We start from the raw sequence: 20,146 nt of genomic DNA on the forward strand, positions 1-20,146 counted from the left end.
AGGAAGAAAAAATGCGACCTTTAGTGATTAAATTAGGCGGCGTTCTGTTGGATACGCCGGCGGCAATGGAAAATTTATTTGTTGCGTTAGCGGATTATCAAAAAAATTTCGACCGCCCTTTATTGATTGTGCATGGCGGCGGTTGTGTGGTGGATGAGTTGATGAAACGTTTGAATTTGCCGGTGCAAAAGAAAAATGGGTTGCGTGTTACGCCAAGCGATCAAATCGAGATTATTGTGGGGGCATTGGCGGGTATTGCCAATAAAACCTTGGTAGCGCAGGCAGCAAAATTTGGCTTAAACCCGGTTGGGTTATGCTTGGCGGATGGAAATATGACGCAAGCGACACAATTTGACGTGGAATTAGGTCATGTGGCAAATGTGGCAGGTAAAAAACCGACTCTACTCAATACCTTATTAGGCGACACTTTTTTGCCGATTATCAGTTCTATTGCAGTGGATGATGCAGGGCGTTTGATGAATGTGAACGCCGATCAAGCGGCAACCGTGATTGCCGCATTATTGCAAGCGGATTTGGTGATGTTGTCTGATGTGGATGGGGTGTTGGATCAAAATAAACAAGTGATTTCACAACTTAATTCTGCGCAAATTGCGCAATTGATTGAAACCAATGTGATCACTGATGGTATGATTGTCAAGGTGAATGCGGCGTTGGACGCGGCGAAAATACTGCGTCGCGGAGTGGATATTGCCAACTGGAAATATCCGGAAAAATTGACCGCACTTTTTGCCGGTGAGATAATAGGAACACGTATTAATCCGTAATCAGCGGACCGATAAATAGCAGGTGGACAAGGATCCACCCTTTTTAATTTTAAATAGATAAAGGAAGAAATATGGCACTTTGGGGCGGACGTTTTACACAAGCTGCAGATAAGCGTTTTAAAGATTTTAATGATTCATTGCGTTTTGATTATCGCTTAGCCGAACAGGATATTGAAGGATCAATCGGTTGGTCAAAAGCGTTGGTTACTGTCGGCGTGTTAAGTGCTGATGAGCAACAACAACTTGAGCGTGCGTTGGACGAATTGTTGATTGAAGTGAGGTCAAATCCGCAAGCAATTTTGCAAGATGATGCGGAGGATATTCATAGTTGGGTTGAAAGTAAACTGATTGATAAAGTGGGCAATTTGGGTAAAAAATTGCATACCGGTCGTAGCCGCAATGACCAAGTGGCGTTGGATATTAAAATGTGGTGTAAACAACGGGTAACCGAATTGCAATATTCCGTGCGCCAACTACAAGCCAAATTAGTGGAAACTGCTGAGCAAAATCAACACGCGATGATGCCGGGTTATACCCATTTGCAACGCGCTCAACCCATTACTTTTGCCCATTGGTGTATGGCGTATGTGGAAATGTTGGAGCGCGATTATTCTCGCTTAAGTGATGCCTATCAACGTATGAATACTTGTCCGCTTGGTAGTGGCGCGCTTGCCGGAACTGCCTATGCCATTGATCGTGAACAATTAGCGGCAGATTTAGGATTTGCCATGGCGACGCGCAATAGTCTGGACAGCGTTTCTGATCGCGACCATATTATTGAATTGCTTTCAACCGCTTCATTAAGCATGGTGCATTTATCGCGTTTTGCTGAAGATATGATCATTTTCAACAGTGGCGAAGCGGATTTTGTCGAACTTTCCGATCGCGTCACCTCAGGCTCCTCGTTGATGCCACAAAAGAAAAACCCGGACGCGTGCGAATTAATTCGTGGTAAAGCCGGTCGCGTAGTTGGCGCTTTAAGCGGAATGTTGATGACATTGAAAGGCTTGCCTTTGGCATATAACAAAGATATGCAAGAAGATAAAGAAGGGATTTTTGATGCCTTGGATACATGGCAAGATTGCGTGGATATGGCGGCATTTGTTTTGGAAGATATTCAAGTGAATGTTGAACGGACACGTGAAGCGGCATTGAAAGGTTATTCAAATGCTACGGAATTGGCAGATTATTTGGTTGCCAAAGGCGTTCCGTTCCGTGATTCTCACCATATTGTCGGCGAAACTGTAGTGTATGCGATTAAAGTACACAAAGGCTTGGAGGATTTGAGTTTGGACGAGTTTCGCAGGTTTAGCGATGTAGTCGAACAGGATGTGTATGACATTCTTTCATTGCAATCTTGTTTGGATAAGCGTTGTGCAAAAGGCGGCGTATCTCCGTTACGTATTGCGGAGGCTATTGCCGAGGCAAAAGCACGCTTGCAATAACCACATGAATTCATTAAGAGAAATAAAAAAAGAGTTGGGATGTCAACTCTTTTTTTGATCTGGTAGAAATTAAATAGAAATTGAAGGAAAGTCCTTTGATATCAAGCAAGGTACGAACAATAGCGGGGAAATTCTGACCGCACTTGCCGGCAGCACTTACTTTACTTGGGATCGTTCATATCGATAATCCATTAATCCGCTTTTACTGCGTATTTTCCGTAACCTAAGAACATAATGGAAAAATGTTCCAATTGGTTCAACTGCCCAACCGCCTATGCTCAACCCTCTACTTTACTTAATGCGACAGATTTCCTTGCCCTATAATAGGTATTAAAAAATCTTAGGTGAGATTGCCATTTATTTGATAAAAACTAAAAATTTCCGTTAGTTATCATAAAATTTGACACTCATCCCGCTCCCCCCTATTATTCTTTTTATTCTGATGATTTATCAATTATGGTAAGGGCGCACCAGCTGTGTCCGTTTAACATTTTTCGGACACGGCGGCCGTGTCCCTATAAGGTCTTTTTATGCAACACAACAAAACTAATCAATTAAAAACCGCTCTTTCGCAACGTATTTTAATCTTAGATGGTGCGATGGGTACGATGATCCAAAAATATAAACTGATGGAAGCGGATTTTCGTGGGGAGCGTTTTAAAGATAGCCGGATTGATCTACGTGGCAACAACGATTTACTCACTCTCACTCAGCCGCTGCTGATTTTCGCTATTCATGAAAAATACCTTGAAGCCGGGGCGGATATTATTGAAACCAATACTTTCAGCGCGACTACCATTGCTCAGGCGGATTACAACTTACAATCTATTGCCTATGAACTTAATTTTGCAGGGGCGAAGCTGGCACGTATGGCGGTGGATAAATACAGCACGCCTGAAAAACCACGTTTCGTAGCGGGGATTTTAGGACCAACTAATAGAACAGCCTCTATTTCACCAAATGTAAATGATCCCGGTTTCCGCAATGTGACCTTTATGGAGTTGGTGGAAGCCTATGCGGAAGCTACTCGTGGCTTAATCAAGGGCGGTTCGGATCTGATTATGATCGAAACCATTTTCGACACACTGAATGCTAAAGCGGCAGCGTTCGCTATTGCTCAAGTGTTTGAAGAGTTGAGTGTGGAACTGCCGATTATGATTTCAGGCACGATTACTGACGCCTCTGGGCGTACGTTGTCAGGGCAAACTACCGAAGCTTTTTACAACTCCCTTCGCCACGCCAAACCGATTAGTTTTGGCTTGAATTGTGCTCTTGGTCCGAAAGAGCTGCGCCCTTATGTGGAAGTGATGTCGAAAATCTCGGAAACCTATGTGTCCGTACACCCCAATGCCGGCTTGCCGAATGCCTTTGGCGGTTATGATTTGGAGGCTGGTGAGATGGCGGAATATATCAAAGAATGGGCGGAAAGCGGTTTCTTAAACATTGTAGGAGGCTGTTGCGGTACTACGCCTGAACATATCAAAGCCTTTGCGGATGTGGTGGCGGGCATTCCACCACGCAAATTGCCTGAAATCAAAACCGCAATGCGTTTATCGGGTTTAGAACCGTTGAACATTGATGATGAAAGCCTGTTTGTGAACGTGGGTGAACGTAATAATGTGACGGGTTCGGCGAAGTTTAAACGCTTGATTAAAGAAGAAAAATTCGCTGAAGCCATTGAAATTGCCATTGACCAAGTGGAAAACGGTGCTCAAGTGATTGATGTCAATATGGACGAAGCCTTGCTTGACTCGCAAAAATGTATGACCCGTTTTTTGAACATTATGGCGACCGAACCTGATGCGGCAAAAGTGCCTGTGATGATCGATTCAAGTAAATGGGAAGTAATTGAAGCAGGCTTACAATCGGTGCAAGGCAAAGGGATTGTGAACTCCATTTCCCTGAAAGAAGGCGAAGAAAAATTTATTCATCAAGCGAAGCTGGTTCGCCGTTATGGTGCGGCGACGGTGGTAATGGCGTTTGACGAAGTGGGGCAAGCGGACACCGAAGAACGCAAGGTGGAAATTTGTACTCGGGCTTACCACATTCTTGTGAACCAAGTGGGCTTTCCGCCTGAAGACATTATTTTCGACCCGAACATTTTTGCCATTGGTACGGGGATTGAAGAACACAACAACTACGGTGTGGACTTTATCAACGCCACAGGTCGCATTAAACGCACGCTGCCGCATGCCAAAATTTCGGGCGGTGTGTCGAATGTGTCGTTTTCTTTCCGTGGCAACAATGTGATGCGTGAAGCCGTTCACGCCGTGTTCCTCTACCATGCTATCAAGCAAGGCATGGATATGGGGATCGTAAACGCAGGACAACTGGCGATTTATGACGATCTCGATCCTGAATTGCGTAATGTCATTGAAGATGCGGTGTTAAACCGTGTGCCGGATAGCACAGATCGCCTGTTGGAAATTGCAGAAAAATACAAAAATGTGATCGCTGGCGAAGCGGATAATGGCGTGGCGGAATGGCGAACTTGGTCTGTGGAAGAGCGGTTGAAACACGCCCTTGTAAAAGGCATTACAACCCATATTATCGAAGACACCGAAGAAGCGCGTCAACAATTCCCAACACCGCTTGAAGTGATCGAGGGACCGTTAATGGCAGGTATGGACGTGGTGGGGGATTTGTTTGGTGATGGTAAAATGTTCCTACCGCAAGTGGTCAAATCTGCGCGCGTGATGAAGCAGTCCGTTGCCCATTTAGAGCCATTTATTAACGCAGCCAAGCAACAAGGCGCCTCTAGCGGGAAAGTAGTGATTGCTACTGTGAAAGGTGATGTGCACGACATTGGCAAAAACATTGTGAGCGTGGTGCTGCAATGTAATAACTTTGAAGTGATCGACTTAGGCGTGATGGTGCCGGCGGATAAAATCATTCAAACAGCGATTGATGAAAAAGCTGATATTATTGGCTTGAGTGGCTTGATTACACCGTCTTTGGACGAAATGGAGTATTTTTTAGGCGAAATGAACCGCTTGAATTTGAACATTCCTGTGCTGATTGGCGGTGCGACCACTTCGAAAGAACATACAGCGATTAAGCTCTATCCAAAATATAAACACGAAGTGATTTACACGACTAATGCATCTCGTGCGGTGACGGTTTGTGCGGCGTTGATGAACCCTGAAACCAAAGCGGAATTGTGGGAACGTACCAAGAAAGAGTACGAGCAAATTCAGCATGCTTTCGCCAACAAAAAAGTACCACGCAAGCAGTTGCCGATTGCAGAAGCACGAGCGAATGCCTTTGATGCGTTCAGTGGCGACTGGGCGAATTACCAAGTGCCAACGCCAAAACAAACAGGTATTGTGGAATACAAAAACGTACCGATTGCCACCTTACGCCGGTTTATCGACTGGGCGCCATTCTTCAGACTTTGGGGCTTAATGGGTGGCTATCCTGACGCTTTCGACTACCCGGAAGGCGGTGAAGAAGCTCGCCGCGTGTACAATGATGCTCAAAAAGTGTTGGACGAATTGGAGCAAAATCGCAAGCTCAACCCAAGCGGCATCATGGGCATTTTCCCTGCCAACAGCATAGGCGATGATATTGAAATTTATCAAAACTCTGACCGCACTTTAGTAGCAGGCAAAGTCTATAACCTCCGCCAACAGGGTGAACGCGGTAAAAACAGCAAAAGCCCGTACAACCTTTGCTTGAGCGACTTTATCGCAAGCAAAGCAAGCGGAAAACAAGACTGGTTCGGAATGTTCGCTGTTTGTGCCGGCATTGAAGAACACGATTTAGTGGAAAGCTACAAAGCCGCCGAGGACGACTACAACGCAATCCTACTCCAAGCCGTCGGTGACCGTTTAGCCGAAGCCATGGCGGAGTACTTGCACTTTGAACTGCGTACCAAAGTTTGGGGCTACACCGACGAAAGTTTAGACAACGACCGTTTAATCCGTGAAGAATACATCGGTATCCGCCCAGCCCCAGGCTACCCAAGCTGCCCAGAACACACGGAAAAACAGATCATTTGGGATTTACTGGAAGTAGAACAACGCATCGGAATGAAACTCACCGAAAGCTACGCAATGTGGCCAGCGGCAAGCGTCTGCGGCTGGTACTTCACCCACCCAGCGAGTAATTATTTTACGTTAGGGCGTATTGATGAAGATCAAGCGGTCGATTATGCGAAACGCAAAGGGTGGAATGAGAGAGAGATGGTGAAGTGGTTGGGAGTGGCGATGAAGTAGGCTAAATTCCCCATTTCATCTCTCAAAATGAATAAGTGGTCAGTATTCTTGCTCAGGAACTGACCATCATTTTACTTCAATTTTTCGTTCAAAATTTCTTCGGTTTCTTGAATAAGCGTACTTGCAGAGCAATTTAAGCCATTTGCTAATTTAAAAATAGTTGTGAGTGAAGGTTGCTGTTGCCCTAATTCTAACTTACTCACATAAATTCGTTGTATATCAGCCTCAAATCCAAGTTGCTCTTGCGTAAGCTCTTGAGCCTTTCTTCTTTGTCTAATAGCTTTACCAAATGCTTTAATAATTTCGTCCAAAATTCAGCCTATTTTAAAATTCCTACAATTGTAGGAATTTCATCAGTATGCTAAAATTTAGTCTTCATATAGAAATATGAATTAACTTAAAATTGGAGTTTTAATGATGAAATTTACAAGAAATCTATTAGTAATTACTACCTTATTACCTACATTCAGTACAGCATTTGCTCAATGCTATGGTTCAGATTCTTATCAAACTTGCTATGATAATAATACTGGAAACCAATATAATGTTCGACGATACGGTAATAGCACCTATGTTGATGGATACAACTCAAATACTGGTTCTAATTGGTCTCAAACATCTAGAACCTACGGCAATACCACCTATCAAGATGGATATGATTCCAATGGAAACTCTTGGAATCAAACTATCCAACGTAACGGTAATCAAACAACATATTCAGGGACAGACTCTCAAGGAAATAGTTTCTATAAAACTTGTACAACTAACTACGACGGTTCTCAAAACTGTTATTAGAAACTAACTCATTAAATTCCCTAGTGCTTACCTCTTAGGTTAAGCATAGTATCACCCCCTGGCACGAAAACCTAACTTGCTCCAGCGGAGCAATATTATACCTAACCCACGGCGTAAGCCGTGGGCTATTCAGTTATCCGGAATTTCCAGATAACTTCTACAAATTAACCTAATTGTAATTTTGAAAGCGATTTTAACCGCTTGTAAGCCATTCCTACATTTTTCTATTTTGCGATCTCCATCGAAAAATCCCTCATTTCCATTCGACAATTCCCCTCCAAGCGGTTACATTTATCCAAAATATTGTAAGGAATAACTTATGACTAAACTTATTCGTAACAGCACCGCTGAATTTTTGATTTTTACCAACCAAACAGGCGATCAAAGTATTGAAGTTCGTTATGAAAATGGCGAAATTTGGCTAACACAGAAACGTATTGCAGAACTTTTTGAATGTTCTAGCGATAATGTTTCTCTCCATTTAAAAAATATCTTTAAAGAGGGGGAGTTAGATCCTTTTTCAGTTACCGAGATTTTCTCGGCAACTGCCACTGACGGTAAAAACTACAACACCAAACACTACAATCTTGATGCGGTAATTTCTGTTGGTTATCGAGTAAACTCGGTGCGAGCCACGCAATTTCGTCAATGGGTAACACAGATTTTGTGTGAGTTTTCGATGAAAGGTTATGTGTTGGATCGAGAACGAATGGAAAACGGGACTTTCTTAGGGGAAGATTACTTTGAACGTTTATTGGAAGAAATCCGTGGAATTCGCCTGTCCAAACGCCGTGCAAGATGGCAAATTCCGATGGCAATGGAAGATTGGGCAAAGCGGTTAGCTATTTTCTTAAATGCGGACGATTTGCCAATTTTAGACAGCAAAGGAAAAATCAGCTTTGATGAAGCGAAACTTTATGTTGAAACTGAATTTGAAAAATATCGCGTCATTCAAGATCGCAATTTTGAAAGTGATTTTGAGCGCTTGTTGAAAAGCCAATCTGAAAATTAGAATAGGATAAAATGCACACACCCCATATTTACATCGGCACAGGCGGCTATAGCGATACGGATTTAGTCGGAACGCTCTACCCTTATGGCATGGACAAAGCTGATTTTCTGTCGATTTATAGCCGGCATTACGATACCATTGAGATTAATAGCACTTTTCACGCGCCGATTGGCTATAAGGCATTGCAAGGTATGGTGGAGAAAGCGGAAGGGCGGTTGCAGTTTTCAGTGAAGCTGCATCAGGATTTTAGCCATAAACGCACCGCCACTTCAGAACAGGCTCAACTATTTTTAGTGGCATTGGAAGCCTTGCGCAAGAACGATTGTTTAGCCAATTTATTTGTGCAGTTTCCCACTAATTTTGAACGCTCGCTTGCCAACCGTTATTACCTTGCGGAGCTGGTGTCGTGGTTTAGCGGCTATCCGCTTGCGATAGAATTTCGCCACGCCGGTTGGCATACGCAGTCGGTGCTGGATTATTTTCAAGGTAAGGATAATCTGATTTGGTGTAATGTCGATTACCCACAAAACATTGGTTTGCCAGCCTTTCACTTTTATGCAAACCAACGCACCGCTTATTTGCGATTGCACGGTCGTAATCCGAACTGGCGGAAAGCGCAATCAGCACAAGAACGCCACGATTATCGTTATAGCGAAACGGAGTTACAACAGTTGGCTGCCTTGTTAAATCAGCGAAAAGCGGAATTTGACCGTCTTTATCTCTACTTTCAAAACACCACAAAAAGCCATTCTTTCTATAATATTGAAAGTTTGAAAGAGTATTTAGCGGAAGTGGGATTTGAGGTAAAAGCAAAGCCTGAATTTTTAAGTGGACAACAGAGTTTATTTTAAATCTTCATCTTACGTTGAGATATAGTATAATTCAGAGAAGTCAGTATTTACAAGGGGTTTGAGGGGATTTTGTTGATGTCGGTTGAAGTGGGGTTATATAAAGTGGCGGAAGATCATGGGAGTTGAACCCACCCAAGATTGCTGGCAACCTTAACAGGATTTGAAGTCCTGTCGCTTCACCGGAAACGACGATCTTCCGTAAATTTTGAGGTGAACTTTAACGTAAATTGTAAGATTGTTCAAGTAGTTTAAAATATTTGGTAGAAAAAAGAAAAACGAGTATTATTTTATATTTAACCGATAAATTTAAACGAAAATGAGGCAAAAAATGACCGCACTTTTTCAGCAACTTCCTTCCGTTGATAAATTACTCAAAACGCCTGAGGGGGGAAATTTGGTAGCGGAATTTGGGCATAGTGCTGTGGTGAAGGGGATTCGCCAATTGTTGCAGCAAGCAAGAGCGCAGATAAAACAACAAAATAAATTACCGCACTTTTGGGCGGATTTCGGATTGACCGTCCGCGAAATTCAACGCCATCTTTCTCTCCAACAACAAGTAAAAATTCAATCTGTACATAATTTAACCGGGACAGTGTTGCACACCAACCTGGGACGCGCCTTATGGTCGGAAGCCGCGCAGCAAGCGGGGTTGAATGCCATGCGGCAAAATGTGGCATTGGAATATGATTTAAACGAAGGCAAACGCGGACATCGAGATAATTATATTAGCGAATTGTTGCAAGAGTTAACCGGTGTGGAAGCGGCATGTGTGGTGAACAATAATGCGGCAGCGGTGTTGTTGATGCTGGCAACCTTTGCGAAAGATAAGGAAGTGATTATTTCGCGTGGCGAGTTGATTGAAATCGGTGGCGCGTTTCGGATTCCGGATATTATGCAACAAGCCGGTTGTAAATTAGTGGAAGTGGGGACGACCAATCGTACCCATTTAAGCGATTATCGTCGCGCAATCAATGAAAATACCGCTTTTTTGTTGAAAGTTCACAGCAGTAATTATCAAATTTGCGGTTTTACCGATTGCGTCAGCGAGCAAGAGTTGGTGACATTGGGGCAGGAATTTAATTTGCCGGTGATCACCGATCTTGGCAGTGGCGCTTTGGTGGATTTAGCGCAATATGGATTGCCGAGCGAGCCGACGGTGCAGGAAAAGTGGCAGCAAGGCGTGGATCTCATTTCATTTTCAGGTGATAAACTGCTTGGTGGGGTGCAAGCGGGGATTATTGTGGGCAAAAAAGAATGGATTGCCCAATTGCAAGCGCATCCGTTAAAGCGCGTATTGCGTTGTGATAAGGTGATTTTAGCCGGTTTGGAAGCGACATTGCGTTTGTATTTGCAGCCGGAAAAATTGAGTCAACAATTGACAACTTTGAATTTGCTTACGCGTCCGCTGGCGCAATTAACTCAGCAAGCAGAACAATTGAAAGTGCAATTGGAAAAAAGATTAGCGGAAGATTACCTCATCCGGATCGAAGCCAGTTCGGCACAAATCGGCAGCGGATCGCAGCCGTTAGCCGAAATTCCGTCGGTGGCTGTGACGTTGCAAGCGAAAACATCAGGAAATTTGACCGCACTTTTAACGCGTTTTAAAACCTTACCGCAGCCGATTATCGGGCGGGTTGAGCAACGGCGAATTTGGTTAGATTTAAGAAGCGTGGCGGATTTTGGTGCGCTGCAAATGACATTGGAGGCGTTATGATTATTGTCACTTCAGGACACGTGGATCATGGTAAAAGCGCATTGTTGCAAGCCTTAACCGGCAAGCATACCGCGCATTTGCCGGAGGAGAAAAAGCGCGGCATGACCATTGATTTAGGTTATGCCTATTTGCCTTTGCAAGATAAAATTTTGGGTTTTATTGATGTGCCGGGACATGAGCGTTTTTTGTCCAATATGCTGGCGGGATTAGGCGGTATTCATTACGCTATGTTGATTGTTGCAGCGGATGAGGGGGTGCAGCCGCAAACGGAAGAACATTTGGCAATTTTGCGTTTGTTGCATATTGAAAAAATGATGTTGGTGATCACCAAAGCTGATCGTGAAGATGCCGATAAAATCCAGCAACTTGTGGCACAAATTCAGCAAAAATACTCCTTTTTAGCGCCATCGCCAGTTTTTATTACGTCAGCGACAACGCAGCAAGGCATTGCCGAATTGCGCGATTATCTTGCTCAATTACCTAATTTAGCCGAGCCATATCGCCCGTTCCGCTATGCCATTGACCGGGTGTTTAGTGTGAAAGGTGCGGGAACGGTGGTAACCGGTACTGCCTTTGCCGGCAAGGTGTCGCAAGATGATGAGCTTTATTTATCCAACGGGAAAAAAGTGCGGGTGAAAAATATTCATGCGCAAAATCAAAGCACGACTGTTGGTGTTGCCGGACAACGTTTAGCGTTAAATATTAGTGCCGATTTAGACCGCACTTTAATCGAGCGGGGTGATTGGATATTTTCTCGTCCGCCATTCGAGCCAACTGAACGCTTGACCGTTTGGGTGGAAAGCGAAGTGTTGTTGAATGAAAGTCAGTCGGTGCATATTTATCACGCGGCAGTGCGCACCACGGGAAAATTAACCTTGCTTACCGCTAAACAATTGCCAGCGCGATCTTTCGCGTTGGCAGAGTTGGTATTGGATAAACCGCTGTTTTTGGTGTATGGCGATAAGTTAATTTTACGCAGTGGTGATGCAAAAAGTCTGATTGCCGGCGCAGGTGTGGTGGACGTGTATTCGCCAAGACGCTATAAACGCACTGAAGTGCGGTTGAATTTTTTACAACATTTATTGCAAGTAAATAAGGTGGCACAACGGATAAAATGTTATTTGCAATCGCGCGCGGAATCGGTGGAAAAACTTTGTTGGATTGAGCAATTAAGCGAAGCACAATTGCGGGCGTTGGTTGCCGAAAATCAAGGGATTTTATACCAAGATTGGGCATTTAATGCCGATTACCGACAACAACAAACTGAGAATATTTTGACCGCACTTGCTGAATATCATCAACAACATAGCGATCAACTTGGATTGAGTAAAGCGCGTTTGTATCGAATTGCCGCCTTGGCGCAGCCGGAAAAATTAATTTACCATTTTATTGATGTGTTACTACAAGAACAACGTTTGCAGCAAACCCGTGGTTGGTTACATTTGCCAAGCCATAAAATTCAATTTAGTGATGAAGAACAGGCATTGTGGCAACGCGTGCTGGATGAGTTTGAACGGCAACACGGGCAAGCGTTATGGGTGCGTGATGTGGCAAATCGCCTTGAACAAGAGGAAACCGCTATGCGCAATTTCTTGTATAAAGCGGGAAAATTGGGCTACTTGATGCCGGTGGTGAAAGATCGTTTTTTCTTAACGGAAAATATTTATGCCTATGCCCGTTTGATTAAGCAATATATCGCGGAACATGGAGAAATTTCGGCAAATCAATTGCGCGATCAGCTCAATTGGGGGCGTAAATTGACCGTGCAATTGTTGGAATATTACGATCGTTGCGGCTTTTTGCGGCGCAAGGGTAATGTGCATCTTTTGCGTGACGGTGATGTGTTTGATTGGTAATTCATTGGCGTTCATGTAACCGTGTTTTTACGTGCAGTGCACAATTAAATCGACTTATATTGAGTATATTAAATGAGGTAGCAAATAAAGTTGGCTACTTTAATTACGGTAGCCATCAAATTTGATCTCTTCATTTGGGATATATACGCTTAAAATTTTGCTTCTACAGACAGTGCAAAGTTACGTCCGGGGGCAGTATAACGTTCAATTCCTTCGCCACTATCCCAAGTATCTCCTTTCGCGCCATTATACTTGACTTGCCGTAAATCATCCCATGTACTGTATTTACGGTTAAGTAAGTTAAATATACCTGCGTTAATTGTAAAATGATTATTTACTCGGTATTGTGCAGTAAAATCAAACACAAAATAGCTTCCACTTAAATATCTATGTGGCTTTGCAACTTCTTCTCCAAGTATTATTTTTCCAGTTTGTTTGTCAACATCTAATTTTAAAGAATTTGCAACTGAAATATCCATTGCATCCTTTGTTCGTTTTTTTGCAACATAACGACCGGTAAATAAAAGATTCCATTTGTCGTTGCTAGATTGATAGCCTAATCCTAAAATAGCGCTAAAAGGTTGTATGGCAAGCAAAGATGTACCATCATTTTTGTGACCTTGGGTATAAGTCGCTTTAAATGTGGTATAAAATGTTTCAGGTAACCCAAATAGTTCACCGTTTGTCCGGATATTAAAATCAATTCCTTTCACATAAGCATTTTCAATATTAATTTGTTAATAATTAACACCGTCTAAGACATATTCCTTATATATGTCGCCAGTTGACCAATTCTTGCGAGCACGCGTACCTATGATAGGTTGATAACCCGGAGCAATAAAATCACGATATTGAGTATAAAATAAACTTATACTCAGAACATAACGTTCTTTTTCTGTATTGAATGTCAATTCATGAGTTTGTACTTTTTCCGGCTTTAAATCAGGGTTTTGCATATAATTAATATTACTACGACCTCTCATATCAAAATACATTTCTTCCACTTTTGGGGCTTTAAGCCCACTGGAAATGTTATAACTTAGCGTAGTATCATCATTAATAAAGTAATTTAGATCAAAAGAGTAATTAAAGGATGAAAATTTCTTTTTGGGCGCGACAGCAATGCGTTCATCTTCTTTTGTATTTTCATATTTTAAATGGCTCAATTGGGGCTTATAACGGTATTGATCGATTCGAATTCCAGTATTCATACCAAATTTATCATTAATCATAATTATCATTAATCATAATGTTATCTTTGATATATCCGTAAATAAGCTGAGTTTTCACCGGCTGTTGAATTGTAAATTTTTTTGTAGTTGTTTGTTTTGAATAAGCATTATATTTGTGTTCAACATTTCGGTTCGTGAGCTTTCCTATATGAAAACCCGAACCGAAAGTAAGGCTATGGGTGGTTGAAAGTACTTGGAAGTCTGTCGTTTTTAATTCGGTATCAAATTGATAACGATTTTGTTGAAATTCGTAAACCCTTGTATCAGTAATTAAATTCCAATCCGGAGTAGGGTTGTAGGTTATTTTAATACCGGTTCCATATTGAAAGGAATTTGATTTTTGATATACCTCTTGATGAGTAAATTGTAAACCTAGCCTGTGCAGCCAAGTATTTTCCGGGGTATATTCGTATATAAGACCATAACGCCGATAAGGGGTAGTATCACTGACTTTTTGACGATTAGCTAAATAAAAACTTTTTTCTTCAATATTACGATCTTGATGAAGATCTTCGTAAAAACTTGAAATAAAATGAGTTGAATTAAAACGATAACCTAATTTTGCTAACCAAGACGTAGTATTATAATCCATATTATCTGGTAATAATCGCCCCCTGCCACAGACGTTCGGATAAGCTATTCTCAAATCTAAATACGCAACTTCATTACTCGGATATGGAATGATCCCGCAATGCGCTATATCATCTATTTTTCCGCTGTAATAGTTTTTGGTTTCTTTGGCTTTTCGTCGGGTAAACTGAACCAATGCTTCAAGCCAACACCTAGACCTAATACTTGCCTAAATTCATTGTTTTTAGAAGCATAGCCACTTTTGCTATATAACCCTACTGAATTACCGGGCAAAACCAAATCTTGCGGATTTTTAGTTCTCATCACTACGCTACCGCCAAGCGCGCCACTTCCACCGGAAAAGACTGTTTGCGCCCTTAGTAAAATCAATTGCAGCTAAGTTTTCAATTTCTGTACTGTTACGGTTTCCATTATAAAACCCTTTAATATAATAAAATCGAGGCATATAACTTTCAATTGCGGAGACATTATCGATTGATATTTGTACGCGATCACTATCAACACCACGCATGGTATATCCATTTGTACCGGCTCGCCCACCTTCTGTCACCGTAATGCCTGTTTGATTACGAATAAGATCTCTTTCATCCCAAACTAATCCTCGTCTAATATAGTCTGAATTTACTTGAGTATTTTTGGTCAATACATTATTGGTTTCTACATTAATAGTTTCCAGTGTTAAAAAATCAGGTTCTTTTGCATAACTTGTACGTAATGCTAATAGAAAAGTAGAAAAAGAAATAAATAGCAACTGTGTTGTTTTAACGAAAGAAAGTTTAGTTTTATAATTTAATTATAAATAGTAATCATTATCATTTAAATTATATTGAATATAGTCGTGGAGGCAAGGCACACAGGGGATAGGAAAAAAAAAAAAAAAGAATATTAAGATATATTGAAATAGTTATGCTCAACTAACGTACAGATTATGGGGAAGATTATCCCCAAAAGACAATCGCAATTAAAAGTAGATAAGAAAAATACAATAGAGAAAGAAGAAAGCGCGGTGGAATGCTCTTTGATTTTGGATAATAAAGTAAAAAAGACAATAAGATTGCAGGAGAAATTACCCCAAAAATTAATCAGTAACATTGAGTTAATCGTATATTTGATAATGACTGAAACCAAGACAGGCGCAAACTTTTCATTAAATATTTAAGTTTATTGCATCATCAATAAAATATTGATTCATCTCAAATGCCGGTTTGGCTTCTTTATCTCTGCTAACGATTTTCGACGGTATGCCGGCGACCGTGGTATATTCCGGAACTGGTTGCAATACAACGGAGTTGGCGCCAATTTTGGCGTAGCGACCGATTTCAATATTTCCAAGGATTTTCGCTCCGGCGCCGATCATCACGCCTTCGCGCACTTTTGGATGGCGATCGCCGCTTTCTTTTCCCGTGCCGCCGAGGGTTACGCCTTGCAAAATAGAAACGTCGTTTTCGATAATCGAGGTTTCGCCGACAACAATACCGGTCGCATGGTCAAACATAATACCATAGCCAATGCGTGCCGCAGGATGAATATCCACATCAAAGGCAACGGAAATTTGATTTTGTAAATATAAGGCAAGGGACTTGCGTTTTTGTTGCCATAAAAAATGGGTGATGCGATAACTTTGTAAGGCATGAAAACCTTTTAAATAAAGCAATGGCGTTGACCAATATTCTACCGCCGGGTCGCGTTGACGCACTGCGCGAATATCCATAGCGCCGCTTTCGATAATACTCGGTTGAGTATGATAGGCTTCTTCGATAATTTCTCGCAGGGCGATTGCCGGCATGATGGGATTTGCCAATTTGTTGGCTAAAATATAACTTAATGCGCTGCCGAGATTATGATGTTTTAAGATCGTGGAATGAAAAAAACTGGCGAGCATTGGCTCACATTCGGCTAGTGCTTTGGCTTCTTGGCGGATTAAACCCCAAACTTCAATTGACATACGTTATTCTCCTTTTCGTTCACGTCCTAGTAACGTCATGGCGACATCTTCCGCTTTTTTATCGCAAAATAACACTTGATAAACTTGTTCACTGATCGGCATTTCGATGCCTTGTCGCAGGGCTAATAAATGAGTTTCTTTGGTATTATAAAATCCTTCTACTACTTGTCCGATTTCTTCCATGGCGGCTTGTGCATCAATGCCTTGTCCCAGCATTAAACCGAAACGACGGTTGCGGGATTGATTATCGGTACAGGTCAATACCAAATCGCCCAGCCCTGACATTCCCATAAAGGTTTTCGGATCCGCGCCTAGTGATACACCCAAACGACTGATTTCGGCGATACCGCGAGTAATCAAGGCGGTTCTGGCGTTAGCACCAAACCCCATCCCGTCAGACATCCCGGCGCCTATCGCAATCACATTTTTAATCGCACCGCCTAATTGTACGCCCACCATATCATGATTAATATACACGCGAAAATGTTTGCTGCAATGAATTCTGGCTTGGAATTCAAGAGCAAATTGTTCATTATTTGCCGCCAGCGCAATGGCAGTCGGCATCCCCATTGCTAATTCTTTGGCAAAGGTGGGACCGGATAATACCGCCAGTGGATAGGATTTACCTAATTGTTGTTCTACGACTTCTTGTAGCAAGCGTCCGCTATTTCGTTCCAACCCTTTGGTTGCCCATGCGATCCGACTGTCGGGACGTAAGTGCGGTTTAATTTTAGTAATTATTTCACCGAAAACATGACTGGGAACCACGATCAATAAATCGCGCGAACGTTGGATAGCAGTAGCGAGATCCGTTTCAATTTGTAAGGCTTCGGGAAAGGGAATATCCGGTAAAAATGCCTGATTTTTGCGCGCCGTTGCTAAACGTTGCATATGGTCGGGATTGTAGCCCCAAAGATAGGTGGGATAGCCGTTGCGGGAAAACGCAATGGCGAGAGCGGTTCCGTATGAGCCGGCACCGACGACTGTAATTGGTGTAGTAGAGATTGTCGAATTCATCATTTATGCTCCCAAATGGCGAAATTAGACAAGAAATAACGACAAAAAGAGGCGCAATCGCGCCCTCGTTGATTAATGTACGTCTTTATTTTCTTCCTGTTGTACAGATTCCGCTTGTTGACGTTCTAAATAATCCATAAATAACGCGTCAAAGTTTACCGGAGAAATGTTTAATGCCGGGAAAGTACCGCGGTTGACTAAACTGGAAATCAGCTCGCGGGCATAAGGGAAAAGAATATTAGGGCATTGTGAAGTTAAACAATGCGCCATTTGCATTTCTTCCAGTCCACTGATAGCAAAGATGCCCGCTTGTTTGACTTCACAAATAAACGCGACATCGGCGCTGTCTTCCATGGTGGTCTCTGTGGAGATGTTTAAGCACACTTCATACAAATCTTCGCCAATTTGTTTCGCTTCGGTGCTTAAATCAAAACTTAATTTCGGTTTCCACTCTTGTTGGAAAATGTGTGGTAAATTAGGTGCTTCGAATGAAACATCTTTTACATAAATACGTTGAATTTGTAAAACCGCTTGGTTTTCTTGTGCTTCACTTTTGGCAATATCTTGATTTTTTTCAGACATTTTTCAATCCTTATTTGTGTTTTTTGACTAAAGGTAAATTTGCAGAACGCCAGCCGGCAATTCCTTCTTTTAACATATATACTCGGCTAAACCCTTGTTTCGCCAATAATTCTGCAGACGCACCGGCAGATAAACCGCTGGCACAGGCTACAATCACCGGGGTGGTTTTATGATGTTCGATTTTACCCAAATTCTGGCTTTTAATTTCAGAAGGTAATACGTTAACACTGTTAATAATATGTCCGCGTTCAAATTCATCTAGTGTACGCAAATCAAGCACAACGGCATCTTCGTTATTCATTAAACGGGTCGCTTCTGCATTTTCCACAGTAGTCACTTTGCTGGTTGCCGATTTGATAAAAGTGTAAAGCACCGTAAAAAAGACCGCAAACCAAGCTACCACCATCAGCGTATGATTTTTGGCAAACGCTGTTGCCATGGGAATAAATTCTTGCATATGATTTCTCAATAAAAAACATTTAGGTTAAACATAAAATTAAAGCGTTAAGTATAACCGCACTTTACGTATCTTTCAAAATAAACTATCACAAATTATTGATCTATATTATGGATAAGCCATTCATTTATTGTTATATTTGCACCGAATTTACAGGGGGGAGAGAAAAACCGTCTGTTAATCGGAGATCTCTCTATATTTTTAGGGGATTTATTGTTATAAATTATCAAAGGGGTTAAACAATGTTTTTTGTTCAATTTGCTATCGTTTTAGTTTGTATCCTCGTGGGTGCACGAATCGGTGGTATTGGCTTGGGCGTTATGGGGGGCTTAGGACTTGCGATCTTAGCCTTTGGTTTTGGTATTCAACCGGCAGGGTTGCCAATTGATGTGATGTTCATGATCATGGCGGTAGTTTCTGCCGCCGCCGCGATGCAAGCCGCAGGCGGTTTAGATTACATGATCAAAATTGCGACCAATATTTTGCGTAAAAATCCAAAGTATATCACCTTTATCGCACCGGCAGTAACTTGGTTATTTACCGTACTTGCCGGTACGGGGCACGTAGCCTATTCCGTTTTACCGGTCATTGCCGAAGTGAGTCGTCATAACGGTATTCGCCCGGAACGTCCGCTTTCTATGGCAGTCATTGCATCACAATTTGCGATTGTTGCCAGCCCAATTGCAGCGGCGGTTGTAGCAGTGGTTAACTTTCTTGAACCGCAAGGTATTCATTTAGGTGATGTGCTTATCGTTACCATGCCATCTACCATCTTGGGGATTGCATTAGCTTGTGTTTTCGTGAATAAAATGGGCAAAGAATTAAAAGATGATCCGCATTATCAACGTTTATTACAAGATCCGGAATACGTGAAAGCAAATTCTGTTGTAACGACTGACAACAATGTTGAAATTAGTAAAAATGCAAAAATGTCTGTAGGATTATTCTTATTCGGTGCATTATTAGTGGTTGTCATGGGGGCATTTCCGGCTTTACGTCCGGCATTCGACGGTAAATCGATGGGGATGGCACACACCATTGAAATCGTGATGTTAGGTGTTGGTGCATTAATTATTTTGGTCTGTAAACCAAATGGAAATGCGATCACACAAGGTTCCGTGTTTCATGCCGGTATGCGCGCGGTTATCGCCATTTTCGGTATTGCCTGGTTGGGTGACAGCTTAATGCAAGCACATATGGGGGAAATTAAGGAAAGCGTCAAAGTGTTGGTTGAAACTGCACCTTGGACGTTCGCTTTTGCCTTGTTCTTACTTTCTGTATTGGTGAATAGCCAAGGAGCAACCGTTGCAACCTTATTTCCACTGGGGATTGGTTTGGGTATTCCGCCGGAAATCTTAATCGGGGTATTTGTTGCGGTAAACGGTTATTTTTTCGTGCCGAACTATGGTCCGATCATTGCGTCTATCGACTTTGACACCACCGGCACAACCCGTATCGGTAAATATATTTTCAACCACAGTTTTATGTTACCGGGTTTATTAAGTATGGTATTTAGTTTAGCTTTCGGCTTGCTCTTTGCTCAATTATTCCTCTAAGTTTTATAAAACTGACAATATTTCTACCGCACTTTTATTCAGTAAAAGTGCGGTATTTTTTTATGGTATTTTCTCTGCTAAAGGCAATATT

Annotated in this window: 17 protein-coding genes, 1 tRNA gene and 1 pseudogene; 10 read left to right on the top strand and 9 right to left on the bottom strand. The window is 42.1% G+C overall.

Annotated elements, in window-relative coordinates:
• Positions 1-11 precede the first annotated feature (11 nt).
• From argB to metH, 3 genes are all read left to right on the top strand, one after another.
• Positions 12-785: an acetylglutamate kinase gene (argB, locus tag CFY87_RS02525; RefSeq protein WP_094945733.1), complete on the top strand. Its 774-nt coding sequence runs from the start codon at positions 12-14 to the stop codon at positions 783-785.
• A 71-nt stretch (positions 786-856) separates the two neighbouring features.
• Entirely contained in the window at positions 857-2,230 is a 1,374-nt protein-coding gene (gene argH, locus CFY87_RS02530; protein ID WP_094945734.1) for an argininosuccinate lyase, read from the top strand.
• Positions 2,231-2,760: 530 nt separating this feature from the next.
• Entirely contained in the window at positions 2,761-6,447 is a 3,687-nt protein-coding gene (gene metH / locus CFY87_RS02535; protein ID WP_094945735.1) for a methionine synthase, read from the top strand.
• A 71-nt stretch (positions 6,448-6,518) separates the two neighbouring features.
• Here metH and CFY87_RS02540 read toward each other — a convergent pair whose 3' ends face one another.
• Positions 6,519-6,758, bottom strand: coding sequence for a helix-turn-helix domain-containing protein (locus CFY87_RS02540; protein ID WP_094945736.1), 240 nt, complete (start codon positions 6,756-6,758; stop codon positions 6,519-6,521).
• Positions 6,759-6,861: 103 nt separating this feature from the next.
• Between CFY87_RS02540 and CFY87_RS02545 the strand changes: the two genes are divergently transcribed.
• The 3 genes from CFY87_RS02545 (at position 6,862) to CFY87_RS02555 (ending at position 9,105) form a co-directional block, all read left to right on the top strand.
• Positions 6,862-7,242, top strand: a complete 381-nt coding sequence (locus CFY87_RS02545) for a hypothetical protein (protein WP_201793233.1) — start codon at positions 6,862-6,864, stop codon at positions 7,240-7,242.
• A 319-nt stretch (positions 7,243-7,561) separates the two neighbouring features.
• On the top strand, positions 7,562-8,254 hold the full coding sequence (locus CFY87_RS02550; RefSeq protein WP_094945737.1) for a virulence RhuM family protein: 693 nt from the start codon (positions 7,562-7,564) through the stop codon (positions 8,252-8,254).
• A gap of 11 nt (positions 8,255-8,265) precedes the next feature.
• Positions 8,266-9,105, top strand: a complete 840-nt coding sequence (locus tag CFY87_RS02555; protein WP_094945738.1) for a DUF72 domain-containing protein — start codon at positions 8,266-8,268, stop codon at positions 9,103-9,105.
• 103 nt (positions 9,106-9,208) lie between these two features.
• On the opposite strand, the gene CFY87_RS11635 is transcribed toward CFY87_RS02555, so the two are convergent.
• Positions 9,209-9,303 (bottom strand) — tRNA-Sec (locus CFY87_RS11635).
• A gap of 130 nt (positions 9,304-9,433) precedes the next feature.
• On the opposite strand from CFY87_RS11635, the gene selA reads away from it, so the two are divergent.
• Positions 9,434-10,819: an L-seryl-tRNA(Sec) selenium transferase gene (selA, locus tag CFY87_RS02560; protein WP_094945739.1), complete on the top strand. Its 1,386-nt coding sequence runs from the start codon at positions 9,434-9,436 to the stop codon at positions 10,817-10,819.
• A complete protein-coding gene (gene selB, locus CFY87_RS02565; RefSeq protein WP_094945740.1) occupies positions 10,816-12,675 on the top strand; it encodes a selenocysteine-specific translation elongation factor in 1,860 nt (619 codons plus the stop codon). Before selA ends, selB begins: the two co-directional genes overlap by 4 nt.
• A 149-nt stretch (positions 12,676-12,824) precedes the next feature.
• Here the strand turns inward: selB and CFY87_RS12075 are convergent.
• The 3 genes and pseudogenes from CFY87_RS12075 to CFY87_RS02590 all read right to left on the bottom strand — a co-directional run bounded on the left by CFY87_RS12075 (position 12,825) and on the right by CFY87_RS02590 (position 15,249).
• Positions 12,825-13,916: pseudogene (locus CFY87_RS12075) on the bottom strand (TonB-dependent receptor domain-containing protein).
• Positions 13,900-14,673, bottom strand: a complete 774-nt coding sequence (locus CFY87_RS02580) for a TonB-dependent receptor (protein WP_143226156.1) — start codon at positions 14,671-14,673, stop codon at positions 13,900-13,902. Before CFY87_RS02580 ends, CFY87_RS12075 begins: the two are co-directional and overlap by 17 nt.
• A gap of 135 nt (positions 14,674-14,808) precedes the next feature.
• On the bottom strand, positions 14,809-15,249 hold the full coding sequence (locus CFY87_RS02590; RefSeq protein WP_094945745.1) for a Plug domain-containing protein: 441 nt from the start codon (positions 15,247-15,249) through the stop codon (positions 14,809-14,811).
• A gap of 177 nt (positions 15,250-15,426) precedes the next feature.
• Here CFY87_RS02590 and CFY87_RS02595 point away from each other — a divergent pair, with 177 nt between their 5' ends.
• Complete coding sequence (locus CFY87_RS02595; protein ID WP_094945746.1) at positions 15,427-15,657, top strand: hypothetical protein; 231 nt, start codon at positions 15,427-15,429, stop codon at positions 15,655-15,657.
• Here CFY87_RS02595 and cysE read toward each other — a convergent pair.
• The 4 genes from cysE to CFY87_RS02615 all read right to left on the bottom strand — a co-directional run bounded on the left by cysE (position 15,646) and on the right by CFY87_RS02615 (position 18,499).
• Positions 15,646-16,443 (bottom strand): serine O-acetyltransferase, encoded by a 798-nt coding sequence (gene cysE, locus CFY87_RS02600; protein ID WP_094945747.1) that lies wholly within the window; start codon positions 16,441-16,443, stop codon positions 15,646-15,648. The genes CFY87_RS02595 and cysE overlap by 12 nt on opposite strands.
• A 3-nt stretch (positions 16,444-16,446) precedes the next feature.
• Positions 16,447-17,460: an NAD(P)H-dependent glycerol-3-phosphate dehydrogenase gene (gene gpsA, locus CFY87_RS02605; RefSeq protein WP_094945877.1), complete on the bottom strand. Its 1,014-nt coding sequence runs from the start codon at positions 17,458-17,460 to the stop codon at positions 16,447-16,449.
• Between the two features lie 72 nt (positions 17,461-17,532).
• Entirely contained in the window at positions 17,533-18,042 is a 510-nt protein-coding gene (gene secB / locus CFY87_RS02610) for a protein-export chaperone SecB (RefSeq protein WP_094945748.1), read from the bottom strand.
• Positions 18,043-18,052: 10 nt separating this feature from the next.
• Complete coding sequence (locus CFY87_RS02615) at positions 18,053-18,499, bottom strand: rhodanese-like domain-containing protein (RefSeq protein WP_094945749.1); 447 nt, start codon at positions 18,497-18,499, stop codon at positions 18,053-18,055.
• A gap of 242 nt (positions 18,500-18,741) precedes the next feature.
• Here CFY87_RS02615 and CFY87_RS02620 point away from each other — a divergent pair, with 242 nt between their 5' ends.
• On the top strand, positions 18,742-20,055 hold the full coding sequence (locus CFY87_RS02620; RefSeq protein ID WP_094945750.1) for an anaerobic C4-dicarboxylate transporter: 1,314 nt from the start codon (positions 18,742-18,744) through the stop codon (positions 20,053-20,055).
• Positions 20,056-20,146 lie beyond the last annotated feature (91 nt).

The organism is Actinobacillus seminis (assembly GCF_002263215.1).
Taxonomy (GTDB): domain Bacteria; phylum Pseudomonadota; class Gammaproteobacteria; order Enterobacterales; family Pasteurellaceae; genus Actinobacillus_B; species Actinobacillus_B seminis.